We start from the raw sequence: 17,387 nt of genomic DNA on the forward strand, positions 1-17,387 counted from the left end.
AAAAATATTATTGATACACTGTAAAATTTTTGCTAATCTATGAATATTCTTAGTTCGAAAGAAGGTTTTACAATGGTTACATTTATTTCTAGTATTATTATTTTAATTTTGGGGTATATCTTTTACGGAAAATATGTTGAACGTGTATTCGAGATACATCCAGATAAACAAACTCCAGCGTATAGTAAACAAGATAATATGGATTTTGTACCTATGCCTGCTTGGAAAGGATGGATGATTCAACTGCTCAACATAGCTGGATTGGGTCCGATATTTGGTGCAGTAGCTGGTGCTTTATATGGACCTGTAGCATTTATCTGGATTGTTGTAGGTTGTATCGTCGCTGGAGGTGTACATGACTACTTCTCAGGCATGCTAAGTTTGAGACATGGCGGTGCACAGTTCCCTATGCTTGTACAACATTATTTAGGTAAGATTATTAGAGTGTTCACAGACGTTGTGTCTGTCGTCTTGATGGTGCTCGTTGCAGCTGCTTTTGTTGCTGGTCCAGCTCAGTTATTATCAAGCAAGACACCTATTTCATTCTTCGTAGCATTAGTTATCATTTTTACATACTTTATACTAGCAGCTATTCTTCCTATCAATAAAATAATTGGACGTATTTATCCAATATTCGGTGTTATCTTAATCGTTATGGCAGTTAGTGTAGCCGTTGCTTTAATATTCAGTGGTAAACCTATTCCTGAAATTACCATTCATAATATGCATCCTAAAGAACTACCTGTTTGGCCATTACTTATGGTGACAATATCTTGTGGTGCAATTTCAGGTTTCCATTGTACGCAAAGTCCAATCATTTCAAGAACAGTTAAAAATGAATCAGAAGGTAGAAAAGTCTTTTATGGTGCAATGATTTCTGAAGGTATTATCGCATTAATTTGGGCAGCAGCTGGTATGACATTCTTCGGTGGTACAGAAGGATTAGCAGCAAAATTACAATCTATTGGTCCAGCTGGTGTAGTTGACCAAATCTCAATGGAACTATTAGGACCATTTGGTAGTATCCTTGCACTACTTGGTGTTATCATCCTACCTATTACAACTGGTGATACTGCACTTAGAAGTTCAAGAATGATTATAGAAGATTTCATGAGAGATAAAATAAATATTAAACCAAAAGTATTAATGATTGCAGCAAGCTTTGCTGTAGGATTACCAGCTTTCTTACTATCAACAATTGATTATTCATTCTTATGGAGATACGTTGGATTCTCAAATCAAATCGTCGCAACAGTTATGTTGTGGGTAAGTGTAAGTTACTTATTAAGATATGGCAAGAAACATTTAGTAGCCGGGATACCAGCATTATTCATGACAGCTGCAATTAGCGTGTATGTGTTATACGCACCTGAAGGATTATCATTACCATATCAAACATCTGTAATTGGCGGATCAGTGGTATTTCTAATTGTCGCTTCATTATATGTACGTGCAATTATTAAACATGCAGATCCAAGTAGAATCCCGACACCTACAAGAGATTTATATACATCATAAAAATGGAGACTTTCGATTATAGGTCGGAAGTCTTTTGGTTGAGTATGTTTGGTGTGAAGTGATGATAATGGGGTTTTTAGTTACAGTTTGGTCGGGTTTTGTAATTAACGCCCCCTTAGTTACAATTCGACCGACTTTTGTTACTATGGACGCCCTTATTTACACTTCCGACGACTTTTGTAATTATAGACCCCCTTAGTTACACTTCCGCCGACTTTTGTAATTAACTCACCCACTACATACATGCCGTTCTTGGAATCCCAAAAACTACCAAACCTCCTATTATTGTTAAAGGATACAAATAATCATATATTTTTTATAATCACAATCTATCTATAATATTGAAACAGTTGTACTATTGTATTACATCATATTTTAAAAAGGAGAGATTATTCATGTCTATAGACATAAAAGCATTAGAAGATACGTATCCTATTATTTCTAATATTAAACGTGGAGAAGAAATATTCTGGAAAAACCCTGACTATTTAACGACTACTGACTTACCATTTTCAATGGATGATGTACTAGATGCTGAACAAAGATTGGCACGTTTTGCCCCGTATATTGAAGAAGTCTTTCCTGAAACGAAACAAAATAATGGAAAAATTGAATCTCAAATTTTTTCATTAGATCATTTCAAAAGAGCACGATTCAGCCATTTAAAGGGACATTTATTACTTAAAGGTGACCACGCTTTACCTATTTCTGGTTCTATTAAAGCACGTGGTGGCATTTATGAAGTGCTAAAGTTTGCTGAGGAAACGGCAATTAAAGAAGCTGATTTTACGATCAACAGTGATTATCGCCTACTTGCTACTGAACAATATCAATCTATTTTCTCTAAATACAGAATTGCTGTTGGATCAACTGGCAATTTAGGATTAAGCATTGGTATTATGAGTGCCAAATTAGGTTTCAAAGTAACAGTTCATATGTCTCAAGATGCTAAGACATGGAAAAAAGACCTTCTCCGTTCTAAAGGAGTCGAAGTTGTAGAACATGTTCAAGATTATGGTTATGCTGTAAAAGAAGGTCGTAAAGTTGCAGCAGATGATCCATATTGCCACTTTGTTGATGATGAAGCATCTAAAGATTTATTTTTAGGATATGCAGTCAGCGCACTAAGACTTAAACATCAATTGAAAGACTTAAATATTCATGTAGATAAAGAGCATCCGTTATACGTCTATTTACCATGTGGCGTTGGTGGTGGTCCAGGTGGTGTCGCATTTGGATTAAAACTTATTTATGGTGATCATGTATATCCTATCTTTATTGAACCTACTGAAGCACCTTGTATGACTTTAGGCATGATTACACAACTACATGATCAAATTTCCGTTCAAGATATAGGTTTATCTGGAAAAACAATTGCAGATGGTTTAGCAGTCAGTCGCCCTTCTAAATTAGTCGGAAACATAATGACTTCACTATTGTTTGGTTCATGTACTGTGAATGACCATCAACTTTATCTTTATTTAAAATCTTTAAAAGATCATGAAAATATCTTTATAGAACCTTCTGCTACTTCAGGTTTCCAAGGTTTGAAATATATTCATGATTTAAATTATGATTCTGAAAATGCCACGCACCTCGTTTGGTCAACAGGCGGTAATATGGTGCCAGAAAATGAACAAAAGATTTATTATCAAGAAGCTGTAGATATAGAAAAAAGGGGTTATGAAGATTGATTTTATTAATTATTCTAGGCATTTTAGCAGGGTTATGTGTACCATTACAAACATCTATTAATACGAAACTTGGTAGTTACACGAAATCACCCATACTCGCATCATTTTATTCATTCTTAATTGGAACCATTGTGTTAATCATTGTGAATACTATTATGAATCCACAAAAATTAACACCTTCATTTATAATGAATCAAGACTTTTCATACGTTTGGTTTACAGGTGGTCTATTAGGCGTCGTCTTTTTAACAGGTAATTTATTGTTACTTCCAAGAATTGGCGCAGCATTAACAGTCGTGATGACAGTTTCTGGTCAAATCATTATGGGACTGATCATCGACCAATTTGGATTATTTGATGCTGACATTCATACAATCAATATCGGAAGAATTTCTGGCGTAATTCTGATGTTACTGGGTATATTATTAATGAATTATAAAAAGAAATCATCACGTGTCATTACAACACAATCTAATCATACAAACTATTGGATGATACTCGGTATTATGACTGGTTGTCTTCCCCCTATTCAAACAGCTATTAATAGTGCACTCAGATATGAAGTAGATTCATTTTATTTTTCTGCACTTATTTCATTTGCTGTTGGGACAATCGCTTTATTCTTTCTTTCACTTATTCTTGTTCGTAGAATTCGTTTTAGCTTCCATCAACCTGAACAAGGTACGATTAAACCGATTTACTTTATTGGTGGTGCATTAGGTGTTGTATTTGTTACGACGAACATATTACTTATGCCTGAACTCGGTGCAGCACTTACATTAATGGTCGTTATATTTGGACAAATGTTAATGGGGCTCTTAATTGATCATTTCGGTTTATTTAATACACCAAAATTTAAAATTACAACGAGACGATTAATTGGCGCAATATTAGTCTTTGTTGGCATTGTCATTCTTAAATTATTCTAATTTAACACTAAGGAGGTCGTTGTGATGGATCTTTCACTTAAATCAGGCGATGGTATGTTGAACATTAGAGTTGGCGCAATCATCAAAGATAAGCATGGTTATTGTTTCCACTATGATAAAAAACATGATTATTATGCATTAATTGGTGGGAGAGTAAAATATTTCGAAAGCTCGGACTCAGCTATTAAACGTGAAATCAAAGAAGAACTCAATATTGAATGTGATGATATTTACTTTTTAACGACTGTTCAAAACTTCTTTGAATATGAAAGTACGTCTTATCACGAAATATTATTTATTTATCATGCTACAATTAATGAATCTTTAGATGATTTAATCATTCCATTCGATCAAAAAATTAAATATGTATCATTAAAAGTCTCAGAAATTCCTGAAATCAAACTGCTACCTCAAAAAGCAAAAGAAATCATTTTGAAAAGAGTAGACGTTCAGCCACTATTTATTGACAGAGATTTACCTAATTAATATTTATTTCTATTAAGAACGCGAAAAAACGCGTTCTTTTTTTATTATTTATAGTTCTTATAATCAATTAATCTGTCCAATTCTCATTTTAAATAAAAATTATTCTATTAACAATTTGTGTACAAAACGTAAAATTTACTCAAAAAGCCCTGTTTAATGTTTAGTTTTTACACTTTTAGGTTATTATATCTAAATATATAACAAAGTATCTCTGTAATTATTTCTGTATTTTTTATTCTTTTACTTGTCACTTTGCTCACTTTAAATTATAATTAGTATGAAATTAGAATTATTATAATTAAGAAATCTTGAGGAGGATTATGATATGAGTAATAAATCAAAACTTACAGGACTTTTTGGTGCGCCAGTATCAGATCGTGAAAATTCATTAACTGCTGGTAAACGCGGACCACTTGCTATGCAAGATATTTATTTCTTAGAACAAATGGCACATTTCGACAGAGAAGTGATTCCAGAGCGACGTATGCACGCTAAAGGTTCTGGTGCGTTCGGTACTTTTACTGTTACACATGATATAACACAATATACAAATGCTAAAATATTCTCTGAAATTGGTAAGCAAACTGAAATGTTTGCACGTTTCTCTACAGTTGCTGGTGAACGTGGTGCTGCAGAAGCTGAACGTGACATACGTGGTTTCGCACTTAAATTTTATACTGAAGAAGGTAACTGGGACTTAGTTGGTAACAACACACCTGTATTCTTCTTCCGTGATCCTAAATTATTTGCAAGTTTAAACCATGTTGTTAAACGTGACCCTAAAACAAACATGCATAACCCACAATCAAACTGGGACTTCTGGACATTATTACCTGAAGCATTACACCAAGTTACAATTTTAATGACAGATAGAGGTATTCCAAAAGGATTCCGTAACATGCACGGTTTCGGTTCACACACTTACTCAATGTACAACGATGCAGGTGAACGTGTATGGGTTAAATTCCACTTCAGAACACAACAAGGTATCGAAAATTACACAGCAGAAGAAGCTGAACAAGTAATTGCTAAAGACCGTGAATCAAGTCAAAGAGACTTATTCAACGCTATTGAAGAAGGCAATTTCCCTAAATGGAAAATGTACATTCAAGTTATGACTGAAGAACAAGCAAGAAATCATAAAGATAACCCATTTGACTTGACTAAAGTATGGTTTAAAGACGAATATCCATTAATTCCAGTTGGTGAATTCGAATTAAATCGTAACCCAGAGAACTATTTCCAAGATGTTGAACAAGCTGCATTTGCGCCAACAAACATCATCCCTGGTATAGACTTCTCTCCAGATAAAATGTTACAAGGTCGTTTATTCTCTTACGGAGATGCGCAACGTTATCGCTTAGGTGTTAACCACTGGCAAATCCCAGTAAACTCTCCAAAAGCTGCAACAAATGTTTGCCCATTCTCAAGAGATGGACAAATGAGAATAGATGGTAACCAAGGTGGCGGAATTAACTACTATCCAAATAGTTATGAAGCGCATCAATCACAACCTGAATACAAAAAACCAAGTTTAGAACTTGAAGGTGAATTATACGAACACGACTTCCGTGAAGATGACGATAATTACTATGAACAACCAGGTAAATTATTCCGTCTCCAATCACCAGAACAACAACAACGTATTTTCCAAAATACAGCTAACGAAATGCAAGGCACTACTGACGAAGTAAAACACCGTCACATCCGTAACTGTTACAAAGCAGATCCAGACTACGGTAAAGGTGTAGCAAATGCATTAGGCATTGATATCAACTCAGTTGATTTAGAAGGATAATATATAAATAGCGTATAGGACAATGAATGTCCTATACGCTATTTTTTTAAGTAGTGTCTGAGACATCTCGGTGTCTCAGACTAGATTATTATGAAGTTTAGAAATTGAGTATCGCTAACTTCCTTTATTCTGAATTCTGGTAGTTAGAAACTGCTCACTTAGAGACATTTCTCGGAATTCTGTCCCTAACAGCACCTCTTACGTACATTTCTCGGAATTCTGTCCCTAACGACACCTCTTACGGACACTTCTCGGAATTCTGTCCCTAACACCCACTCTTACGGACACTTTTCAGAATTCTGTCCCTAACGACACCTCTTACGGACATTTCTCGGAATTCTGTCCCTAACGACACCTCTTACGGACACTTCTCGGAATTCTGTCCCTTCATATCATCAACTTATTATAATTGACTTACTTTTTTAGCTTTAATCATGTGTAAGAAATAGAATGCGACTAATCCTATTAAGGCTACGATAGACATTGCTAGATATAATCCTGAATATCCGATTGAATGTGTGAAGTTACCTAGTACATATGGTCCGAATCCTAATCCGAAGTCTAAGCCTATGAAATATGTTGATGTTGCTAATCCCATTGCTTCTATTGGAGATACTTTAACGACTAATGCTTGGAATATAGATTGTAAGTTACCGAATCCTAATCCTATAAATGCACCTGCGATTAATAAGATCACACCATTACTTGCAATACTAATTAAGAATAAACCGACAATTAAACATATAAATGCTGGTATTGTAACGATATTCTCACCGCGTTGGTCCATAATTCTTCCTGTAAATGGTCTTGTAATTAAGACTGCTACTGCATAAACAACAAAGAAGAAACTTGCTGCATCTACTAAATGATTTTCTTGTGCAAAGAATTGAATAAATGACAATACTGATGAATATGCAATACTAACAATTACAACTACGATTGCAATTGGTAAGGCATGTACTGAGAAGAAATCAGTAAGTTTAAATCCTTTTTTCTCTTCTGTTTTGACACTAGCCATTACAGGTGTTTCAACTTTCATGAATAGTGACATAACAAATGCTACAACAATAAGTATCGTACAAATTGTAAATAGTCCAGACATTGGAATGTGTTGATATAGTAATAAGCCTATAAATGGTCCGATTGCTGTACCGAGTACCATACTTAAACTATACATACTGATACCTTCACTACGACGTTGTGCTGGTGTGATAAATGCTGCAATTGTTCCTGTAGCTGTACTTGCTACCCCACTTGCAATACCATTTAGAATACGTACGATTAATAACAATGCGAATGATGATGCAGTCACGAGATATAAACCATTTGTGATAACTAGTAGAATCCCACCGATGACTAACACTTTTTTACTACCTACTATATTGATATATTTACCTGTTAAAAATCTACCTACTAATGATCCAACAATAAATAATCCTGATACTAGACCAGCCATACTGTCTGAAACTCCAAATGTTTCCTTACTATAACCACCTACTGTTACTAATAGTAAGTACATTGATAAAAATATAAAAAAGCTAATAACAAAATTAAATATAAAATCTTTTGTCCAAATCGGTTTCTTAATTTGGTCATTCATTACTCTGTTTCCTCCTCTATTAAATAACTTCTCAAATTCTCTAAAATCTCTTGTGCCTTATTAAGTTCCGCTTCTTCGACACCAATTGCTTGCAGACATTTTTCTTGAAATACACCAATTCTATGATGGATTTCATCGAATTGATTTTGACCTTGCTCAGTTAAAGTAAGGAATTTTTCTCTTTTATCTTCTTTACTATTAACTGCTTGAATCAATTCCCGTTCGATCAATTTTTTTATAATTTTACGAGCTGTAGGCTTCTCAATAAAAGAACGCTTTGAAACTTGTACCAGTGTGGTTGGTTGATTAAATGCAATATCATGCAACACTTTGTACTGCGCAGCATATAAATCAAACGGTTCCAATATCTCATTAATATGATGAATATATGGTCGATACAAATTTGTATAGGAATATAAAAAGTTCTTCATTGTTTTCACCTTTTCTCATAAAAATATAGTTAGCTTTGCTAACTAACACTCAATCATTCTACGCCCATTGTCATGTTATGTCAACACCCATTTACGCTTCTAACAACAATTTTTCAAAAATTTCTATTATAATTAAATTAAACAAATATAAGGAGAAACTTGATATGTTAAATGATTTCTATGAAAGATTATCTAAGAAAGAAAATAAAATGATTGAAATCAGAAGATACTTACATGAGCATCCTGAGTTATCTTTTGAAGAAAAAGAGACAGCCCAGTATATTGCAGACTTTTATAAAGATAAAGATGTAACATTGCAAACGCATATCGGAGGAGAAGGCATTTACGGTATTAAAGTAACAATTGATTCTGGTAAACCAGGTAAGACATTAGCGTTACGCGCTGATTTCGATGCTTTACCAATAAAAGAAGATACCGGCCTACCTTTCAGTTCTAAGAATGAGGGTGTCATGCATGCATGTGGTCATGACGCGCATACTGCTTATATGATGGTCCTTGCTGAAACTTTAATTGAAGTGAAAGATCAACTTAAAGGTAAGATTGTCATCATTCACCAACCTGCTGAAGAAAAGCCACCTGGTGGTTCACAATACTTAATTAAAGATGGCATTCTTGATGGCGTTGATAATGTCATCGGCGTCCATGTCATGAGCGCACTTGAAAGTGATCACGTTTATTATAGAGAAGGCAATGTTCAATCTGGTCGAAATATATTTAAATTAAAAATCACAGGTCGTGGTGGTCATGGTTCGTCACCACATTTAGCAAATGACCCAATTGTTGCAGCAAGTAGCTTTGTCATGTCTGTACAAACAATCGTTTCAAGAAGATTGAATCCATTTGATATGGGCGTTATTTCTATCGGTTCATTTGATGGTAAAGGACAGTTTAATATCATTAAAAATGAAGTCACACTTGAAGGTGACGTTAGAGGTATGAACGAAGAAACACTACAACTCATTGAATCAGAAGTTAAACGACTTTCTAAAGGTCTAGAATCTATGTATGGTGTTCAATGTGAACTTGAATATACGAGAGATTATCCAGTTCTATATAATGATCCTGAATTAACGAAACAAGTTGCGAAAGCAATTGAAGCGGCTAATATTCCTGAAGTTAAAAGTGTTGAACGTTGCGAACCACAACCACCATCAGAAGATTTCGCTTACTATGCAAAAGAATTACCTTGTACATTCTTCTATGTAGGTGCAAGTCCAAAAGATAAAGAAACATTCCCTCATCATCATCCTAAATTTGATATTGATGAAGGTTCTCTACTTATTGCAGCCAAATCAGTAGCTGCTGTTACCTTTGATTATTTAGGTGTTCAATAATCAATTTACTTAACAGATGTTAAGTAATGTCACACCAAGTGTAAATTTACCTGACTCATATTTCTTTTTTCTTATTTTATATTTTATACTTTTAAAAAAATAAGGAGTTGAGGGAAGATGAGTCAGACAGATACACTTTTATTATTCGGATGTACGTTGTTAGTTTGGTTAATGACACCTGGATTAGCATTATTTTACGGAGGATTAGTTCAATCTAAAAATGTTTTAAATACTTCCATGCACAGTATTTCAGCAATTGTTGTTGTAACATTCACGTGGGTATTAATAGGATTTTCTATTAGTTTTGGCGGTAACAATTTATGGATAGGTGATTTCTCACATGCGTTATTAAACGGAGTTGGATTCACACCTAATGGTAATTTTAGTGAAACCATTCCATTCGCATTATTTATGCTTTTCCAATTAACATTTTGTACCATTGCCGTTTCAATTCTTACTGGTTCAGTAGCTGAAAGAATGAAATTCGGACCATTTTTAATCTTTATGAGTTTATGGGTCATTCTAGTTTATAGCCCAGTAGCACATTGGGTATGGGGTGGCGGCTGGATTCACAAACTTGGTGCAATTGATTTTGCTGGTGGTACAGTAGTCCATATTTCATCTGGTGTTTCTGGACTTGTACTTGCCCTACTACTTGGTTCTAGAAAGCCTAGCAATAAAAAACCACCACATAATTTAGTCATTACTCTAATCGGTGGTATTCTCGTATGGTTCGGTTGGTTTGGCTTTAATACAGGATCAGCACTCACTTTCGATTCAGTTGCCATGCTCGCATTTGTTAATACAATATTAGCATCATGTGCAGGTATTGCCGGTTGGTCTATCTTTGAATATATTCAAAAGAAAAAGGTCACTTTAATCGGAACGTTATCAGGAATGTTAGCAGGACTCGTAACGATTACACCAGCAGCAGGTTTTGTCGGTTACGGAAGTGCAATGATTCTAGGAATATTAGGTGGATTCGTTTGTTACTATGTTATCACGCACCTTAAAGTATTACTTAACTATGATGATGCATTAGATGCATTCGGTTTACATGGATTTGGAGGCATCGTTGGTGCAATAGGAACAGGTTTATTCCAAAATTCTAGCGTTAACTCAACAATAGCAGACGGTGTATTCTTTGGTGGTGGCATTATGCCAGTAGTCGTACAAATCGTTGCCGTCGTCGTAACAATCGCATTTAGTGGAATTATGACTTACATCATCGCTAAAATCATCAGTATCTTTACAACATTAAGAACAGACGAAAAAGCAGAACTAGAAGGCTTAGATGCCGTCTTCCATGGCGAAACCGCATATGGATACGAACTCAAACAAGAAAAAGCATAAAAATATAGCTATGAAAAAACAAGCATATCACTTAACTGAATCATTCAGTCATAACGTGATATGCTTGTTTTTGTTTATAATATTAATATTTAAGCTTATTCCGCTTCTTTCTTCTTACGTGGATAGCCTATTATAATAGACACGATACCGCATATGCCTAATAAATATGGATAAAATGAATATGGTAATAGTGATACTGTTGATATTCCTGCGACGCTTGTTGCTGCTAATACTTGTGCGCCGTATGGGATAATTCCTTGTACTGTACTTGCAAATATATCTAATATACTTGCTGATTTTCTGCGATCAATTTGATAATCATCTGCTATTTCTTTGGCGAGTGGTCCTGCTGTAATGATTGAAATTGTGTTGTTAGCTGTTGCTAAATTCGTCACGCCTACTAAACTGGCAATACCAAATTCTGCGCCGCGTTTAGATTTTAAGCGTTTCGTTACGGTATTGAGCAACCATTTTATTCCGCCGTGATATTCTATTAGACCAATCATACCGCCGATTAATAATGCAATCATAGAAATATCTTGCATGCCGATAAGTCCATCTGAGATTGCTTTTAAGTTTTCTCCAAGTGTAAATGAGCCGTCTAATAATCCTATTAAGCTTGCTACGATGACACCAAGCACTAATACCATCAATACGTTCATCCCACATAACGCACTAATTAATACAAATAAATATGGAATGACTTTAATGATACTATAGCCACCTTGACTGGCATCTGTCATACCTGCATCTTTTGTAACAAACCATAGAATAAGCACTGTTAAGATTGCACCAGGTAATACAATTAAGAAATTCATCTTAAATTTATCGCTCATTTTCGTTTGTTGCGTTCTAACTGCTGCGATGGTTGTATCTGAAATCATTGATAAGTTATCACCGAACATTGCACCACCTACGACAGTTGCTGTTGTTAAAGCAAGTGAGATATCTGTCGCTTCTGAGATACCTACGCCTACCGGTGCTAATGCTGCTACTGTTCCCATTGATGTACCCATAGCTACTGAAATAAATGCACCAACTATGAATAAACCTGCTAATAAAAACTGTCCGGGAATTAAAGATAATCCTAAATTAACAGTTGAACTTACAGCACCCATACTTTTAGCTGTTTGACTAAACGCACCTGCCATTAAAAAGACAAATACCATTAATAAAATGTTAGGATGAGCTGCGCCTTTTGTAAATATATCTAATTTCTTAGCTAAAGGTGTCTTTGGATACATGGCACATGCAAAGACTGCCGCAATAAGAATCGCTACATTTAAAGGTAAGTAATTAAAATCTTTCATGATTAATCCAGTACCTATAAACAGCGTTACAAATACGATTAACGGTAATAAAGCTATAAATGATCCTTTATGATTAATTTGATTCATTATTTTCTCCTCTTAAATATCTTGAATACTTTAAAAGGGTACAGGACATATTGATTCTCGTCAATTATTAATTTTTAATTTTACCATTTGATGATTAATTCATCAAAATCAGGTAATATAACTATCATAAGATTAAAGCAAATGTTAAGGGGTTCAATTATGATTATTAGTAATACAATTAATGATTTTTTTAATAACTTTCATTTAAATGAACAGTCTAGGCTTTCATATTTTACAAAGTATCGTACAGAGTTTCAACATGCAGGTTATGATGAACATGTACTATGTCAAAATATCCATCCAACGCTTCTTAAATTAGAACAAGACCTTCCCTTAATTTTAAAAATAAACACGAAATTAGTTCATATTATCTTTGAAGTAAGGCTGAAATTTCTAAAGCAATATCAAACATATTTAAGGCCAGATATTTATTTTCTTGTTGGGACATATAAAGAAGATGCTTCAATTCAATTAGAAGATAACGCACATTTATATTTATTTATAGAGTCTCTATGTCATAAATATGATTTATTAAACGATGTGATAGCGTATTATTTCGCGAAGTTATACATATATGAAATCATTAAAGATTACAATCCTGAAAAGATTACGACGACTATTTTGAACAATAAACATGTCATATTAGAAGAAGCGCTTATCTTACATATCTTACAGACGCTCAATTATACATATCCTTATAAAGACAGACATGACTTTAAAGCTATTCAACAATTAGCTTCTAAACTTGAATCTGAATTAACGACATAAACCATCCTTCAAGTCATTCAAAAATAAAAAATACTTTCATATCCTATTCGTTTAGAAGAATTGGTTATGAAAGTATTTTTGTTTATAAAGTTTTCATTAAATCTCTAATTAATATTGTGATGTTATGTTTTTTAGATTGTTCACTTAAGAAAAGTGCAATGTCTAATTGTTTCTTATCTGTATCATTTAGAATGCCCATCTCTAATCGTGATTGCACAATATTATAAACTAATTCACTATATAACATATATCTATTCGATTTAATCGTAATATCTAATGCAGATTGAGCATAAGCTAAACATCTGTCATAAGCTTTTTCATTCGAGTAAATATTAGATAATGTATATAACAATTTGATTTGATAATTATCATCTACATTATAGCGTTTAGCAATTTCTAAACCTTGTTCTAGTGATGACTTTGCTTTTTCATTTTCATTCTGTCTATAGTAGTAAATAGCGCGCGTATTACAGATAGAAACTTGTAATTTCTCATACATATTATGATCCATTAAACGATAAGCTTCTTCTATTAGTTGTAGAGATTGTTCAACATCATCATGCTTATAAAAAGTAATAATAGATCTTACCCACTTCGAAGCAGCAATTTCATCTGTTGAACTATTTGATAAATAATTGCCATCTATAATAGGTATTAGTGCATCATAATCACGCTCTTCTAACAATCTTTCTATTACTTTTAACTTCTGTTCTAATTGTGTATCTAACTCATCACCAATATATAAATAGTCCATACTACAATTTAATCTTCTTGAAATGTTAAATAGTAGTTGAGATCCCGGTTGTAATTCATTCTTTTCTATTTTTGAAATTTGACTTTGAGTCGCAATACCTTGCGCTAAGTTCTGTTGAGATAGCTTTAAATCTATTCTCCTTTGTTTGACACGTTCTCCTAATTTCATATATAACGCTCCCCGTATTCAGTTATCGAATTAACATGTTTGAATAACCCACGCTATGCATATCATCTGGTATCGGTGTTGCTGTGCATATTTGTCCCGTCAAATATACACGACCTCCATTCATAAGCATTTTACGATGTATCATATGTTTCGGATTCTGCATGTTAATGTCCTCCTCTTTATTTTAAGTCTCAATGTGTGAAAATACAATTATTTTATCCAGTTACGCCTACTGAATTCCAAGCATTGACTACTTGTTGTACTTCAGTTGAGTTTGCACCATATAAATCAGATGCTGCTTGTTTTAATGCAAATTTAGCATCTAAGAATGAAGAGTTTGAACTTAAGTATTGTGTTAAAGCTCTATAATAGATGTCTTCTGATTTTTCTTTTCCAATTTTAGTAATCGTTAAATAAGCTGCTTTATTTGGTATACCACTATTAATATGCACGCCACCATAATCACCTTGTTCAGTATTTGGCAAGTTCTGATAATTATTCATATGTGCAGGTTGATTATATTGTTCTGGATTAGAAAGACTTCTTAATCCATCACCTGGTTTACCTGGTGTGTATGCATCTTCTCCCATTAACCAGTCATCAGGGTCAACGAAGTAACCAAACACATCTGACATCGATTCATTTAAAGCACCTGGTTGATTCTCATATACAAGATTTGCACTATGTTCAGTAACAGCATGTGTTAATTCATGTGCAACAACATCATCTGCAGCTGACAATGACGTAAATGTTTTGCCATCTCCATCTCCATACACCATGTATTGGCCATTCCAAAAGGCATTATTATAATTTCTATCAAAATGAACAATAGAATTAATTTCTGCACCGTTTCCATCATAACTATCTCTATTGTGTGTATTTAAATAGTAATCATATGTTTTAGCAGCATTAAAATGCGCATCCACACCTGCAGCTTGATTTTTACTATTAAAGTTTGTATCCGTATCTGTCATAAGTGAGAAGCTAGACGTTCCATTCTTTGCATCATAAGTATGGATTGTTCCAGAATGTGTTTCATCTTGTAAACCATAGCCATTGCTTATTTTAGTTAAATTGAGTGGCTTTTTAATATCCCCATTAACACCTACACCACTACCAGCAATATGTTCAATTTTATTTTTCTTACTTAGAACTTCACCAGTCTCAGCATCAATTTTAATTTCCCAACGTGCTGGTTTAGGATCTAAATAAATAATTTCAACATTATAGACTAATTTTTTCTTTTCAGCATTGATCACTAATTCATCTTTATTAACGACTTTTTGTCCTTTAATATTTTTCACTTCATTTTGACTCACGCCGATACTTTCAAAAGCTTTATTAACCGCTTCATCTTTAGATAAGCTTTGTTTATTTGTATATGTAACTTTTTCTGTATTGACATCCCCATTGACGAGTTCTAATTCTTGATTATGATTGGTATGTATTTTGACTTCTTTATCTTCGACAACGTAGTTATCTACTTTAGGTTTCAAAGTATAATGCGTATATCCTAAGTTATCTTTAAATTCATTTGCTACTTCAAATTGTTTGTAACTTTTCTTAATATTTGGATTGCCTGGTAATTGACTCAAAATCTCTTGTGCTTCAGCTTTTGTGTTAATTTCTTGTTTAGGAATTGATTTTAATTCCTTTTGATCTAAAGGGCTACTTTCTTTCGCACTAGCCACATTTGATAATCCTAAAGTCAAAGCCATAACTGAAGTAAAACCTACTGATAAAATTTTTTTCGATCGATACATTTAATCCACCCCTATATATTTTTAGAATAAGTACAACTTAATTATATATAACATGAAGTATAAAGTCATTATAAAAAGTGTAATTTTATATTACATTTATATTACATATAGAATATCGACATATATTAATTTAGTTTGCTACATTTTGATTTCACGATATACTTGCTCTAAAATATATAGATAAAGAAAGCTTTAAAGGAGGATGCTGATGTTTACAATTATTAAAAATGGTGATTTATATTCACCAAACTATATGGGTCAGCAATCGATACTTATTCAAGGGCGATCTATTATTAAAATCGGAGATATAGATATTGAATTAATAAAGCAACTGGATCCAAACTTAAAGATCATCGATGCTACAGGATATACGGTTATGCCAGGGATTATAGACCCACATATTCACTTGCTAGGAGGTGGAGGAGAAGCGAGTTATGTGACAAGAACGCCAGAAGTTCAATTAACGCATTTAATATCAAATGGTATTACAAGCGTAGTTGGATTGATCGGTACAGATGGTATTTCTCGAACGCTAACGAGTTTATATGCAAAAGCTCAAGCATTAGAAGCTGAAGGTGTCTCTACATATATGTACACAGGTAATTATCACCTACCCGTTACTACAATTACAAACTCCATCAAAGAAGATTTATTTTTAATTGATAAAGTGATTGGCACTGGCGAGATAGCTATAAATGATTTCAGATCATCAATTCCAACAACTGAAGAGCTCTCAAGAATTGTGGCGGATACAACAGTTGGCGGTATGCTAAGTGGAAAAGCTGGTGTAACACATTTTCATATAGGTACAGGTAAACATAAATTGAAACAAATTCATGACCTAATCGAGCATTATGATGTTAAACCGAACAAACTATATGTTACACATTTTGATAAAGGTATAGATTTGTTAGAAGAAGGTATTTCATTAAGTCATAAAGGTGTGTATGTTGACTTAACAGCAAGTACAAATACAGTAGAATACGTCAATTATTACCGAGAACATGGAGGCGACATTTCGAAATTGACGGTTTCTTCAGATGGACATGGCAGTTTACCTAAATTCGATGAACACAATCAACTTGTAGGTTATGACGTTGCAAAATGCAGCACGTTAACAGACCAATTATTTAATTTATTGGTACAAGACTCGAACTGGGAAGAAGTAATTGCTTTATTTACTTCAAATGTCGTAAACGTATTAACACTACATCATAAAGGTCATATCGAAGAACATTATGATGCAGATATATTAATAATTGATGTGAAAAAGAAACGAATAAAAGATGTATTTGCAAAAGGACAACATATGCTTTCAGATTATAAAATGATTAGAAAAGGTATGTTTGAATAAGATACACAACAAGCAGGGA

Annotated in this window: 15 protein-coding genes; 9 read left to right on the forward strand and 6 right to left on the reverse strand. The window is 33.6% G+C overall.

Annotated features, from left to right (window positions below; genetic code table 11):
• Positions 1 to 72: 72 nt before the first annotated feature.
• From LQ675_RS09225 to LQ675_RS09245, 5 genes are all read left to right on the forward strand, one after another.
• On the forward strand, positions 73 to 1,518 hold the full coding sequence (locus LQ675_RS09225) for a carbon starvation CstA family protein (protein ID WP_119649108.1): 1,446 nt from the start codon (positions 73 to 75) through the stop codon (positions 1,516 to 1,518).
• A gap of 395 nt (positions 1,519 to 1,913) precedes the next feature.
• Positions 1,914 to 3,212, forward strand: a complete 1,299-nt coding sequence (locus LQ675_RS09230) for a D-serine ammonia-lyase (protein WP_107610476.1) — start codon at positions 1,914 to 1,916, stop codon at positions 3,210 to 3,212.
• Complete coding sequence (locus tag LQ675_RS09235) at positions 3,209 to 4,141, forward strand: DMT family transporter (protein ID WP_048541194.1); 933 nt, start codon at positions 3,209 to 3,211, stop codon at positions 4,139 to 4,141. The genes LQ675_RS09230 and LQ675_RS09235 overlap by 4 nt, the downstream gene beginning before the upstream one ends.
• 24 nt (positions 4,142 to 4,165) lie before the next feature.
• The gene (locus LQ675_RS09240) at positions 4,166 to 4,627 is read left to right on the forward strand and encodes an NUDIX domain-containing protein (RefSeq protein WP_075578165.1); all 462 of its coding nucleotides are present in this window, start codon (positions 4,166 to 4,168) and stop codon (positions 4,625 to 4,627) included.
• A gap of 325 nt (positions 4,628 to 4,952) precedes the next feature.
• Positions 4,953 to 6,425 (forward strand): catalase, encoded by a 1,473-nt coding sequence (locus tag LQ675_RS09245; RefSeq protein ID WP_075578166.1) that lies wholly within the window; start codon positions 4,953 to 4,955, stop codon positions 6,423 to 6,425.
• Positions 6,426 to 6,828: 403 nt separating this feature from the next.
• Here the strand turns inward: LQ675_RS09245 and LQ675_RS09250 are convergent, their stop codons facing one another.
• The gene (locus LQ675_RS09250) at positions 6,829 to 8,025 is read right to left on the reverse strand and encodes an MFS transporter (protein WP_239727520.1); all 1,197 of its coding nucleotides are present in this window, start codon (positions 8,023 to 8,025) and stop codon (positions 6,829 to 6,831) included.
• Positions 8,025 to 8,456, reverse strand: coding sequence for a MarR family winged helix-turn-helix transcriptional regulator (locus LQ675_RS09255; RefSeq protein WP_075578167.1), 432 nt, complete (start codon positions 8,454 to 8,456; stop codon positions 8,025 to 8,027). Before LQ675_RS09255 ends, LQ675_RS09250 begins: the two co-directional genes overlap by 1 nt.
• Before the next feature lie 164 nt (positions 8,457 to 8,620).
• Between LQ675_RS09255 and LQ675_RS09260 the strand changes: the two genes are divergently transcribed.
• The gene (locus tag LQ675_RS09260; protein WP_025906878.1) at positions 8,621 to 9,811 is read left to right on the forward strand and encodes a M20 family metallopeptidase; all 1,191 of its coding nucleotides are present in this window, start codon (positions 8,621 to 8,623) and stop codon (positions 9,809 to 9,811) included.
• A 117-nt stretch (positions 9,812 to 9,928) separates the two neighbouring features.
• The gene (locus LQ675_RS09265; RefSeq protein ID WP_048541202.1) at positions 9,929 to 11,164 is read left to right on the forward strand and encodes an ammonium transporter; all 1,236 of its coding nucleotides are present in this window, start codon (positions 9,929 to 9,931) and stop codon (positions 11,162 to 11,164) included.
• Between the two features lie 95 nt (positions 11,165 to 11,259).
• Here the strand turns inward: LQ675_RS09265 and LQ675_RS09270 are convergent, their stop codons facing one another.
• On the reverse strand, positions 11,260 to 12,561 hold the full coding sequence (locus tag LQ675_RS09270) for a Na+/H+ antiporter NhaC family protein (RefSeq protein WP_048541205.1): 1,302 nt from the start codon (positions 12,559 to 12,561) through the stop codon (positions 11,260 to 11,262).
• A 159-nt stretch (positions 12,562 to 12,720) separates the two neighbouring features.
• On the opposite strand from LQ675_RS09270, the gene LQ675_RS09275 reads away from it, so the two are divergent.
• Positions 12,721 to 13,329: a hypothetical protein gene (locus LQ675_RS09275; protein ID WP_107601944.1), complete on the forward strand. Its 609-nt coding sequence runs from the start codon at positions 12,721 to 12,723 to the stop codon at positions 13,327 to 13,329.
• 82 nt (positions 13,330 to 13,411) lie between these two features.
• On the opposite strand, the gene LQ675_RS09280 is transcribed toward LQ675_RS09275, so the two are convergent.
• Genes LQ675_RS09280 through LQ675_RS09290 form a run of 3 tightly spaced genes read right to left on the reverse strand, consistent with a single transcriptional unit; the run spans position 13,412 to position 16,014 of the window.
• Complete coding sequence (locus LQ675_RS09280; protein WP_037589104.1) at positions 13,412 to 14,251, reverse strand: helix-turn-helix domain-containing protein; 840 nt, start codon at positions 14,249 to 14,251, stop codon at positions 13,412 to 13,414.
• A gap of 22 nt (positions 14,252 to 14,273) precedes the next feature.
• Positions 14,274 to 14,414 carry a hypothetical protein gene (locus LQ675_RS09285; RefSeq protein WP_153653931.1) on the reverse strand — a complete coding sequence of 47 codons (141 nt, stop codon included), beginning with the start codon at positions 14,412 to 14,414 and terminating at the stop codon, positions 14,274 to 14,276.
• 52 nt (positions 14,415 to 14,466) lie between these two features.
• Positions 14,467 to 16,014 (reverse strand): M4 family metallopeptidase, encoded by a 1,548-nt coding sequence (locus LQ675_RS09290; protein ID WP_107601945.1) that lies wholly within the window; start codon positions 16,012 to 16,014, stop codon positions 14,467 to 14,469.
• A 208-nt stretch (positions 16,015 to 16,222) separates the two neighbouring features.
• Here LQ675_RS09290 and iadA point away from each other — a divergent pair, with 208 nt between their 5' ends.
• Positions 16,223 to 17,368 carry a beta-aspartyl-peptidase gene (gene iadA / locus LQ675_RS09295; protein ID WP_048541214.1) on the forward strand — a complete coding sequence of 382 codons (1,146 nt, stop codon included), beginning with the start codon at positions 16,223 to 16,225 and terminating at the stop codon, positions 17,366 to 17,368.
• Positions 17,369 to 17,387: the final 19 nt, after the last annotated feature.

This window comes from Mammaliicoccus sp. D-M19, assembly GCF_022386695.1.
GTDB lineage: Bacteria > Bacillota > Bacilli > Staphylococcales > Staphylococcaceae > Mammaliicoccus > Mammaliicoccus sciuri.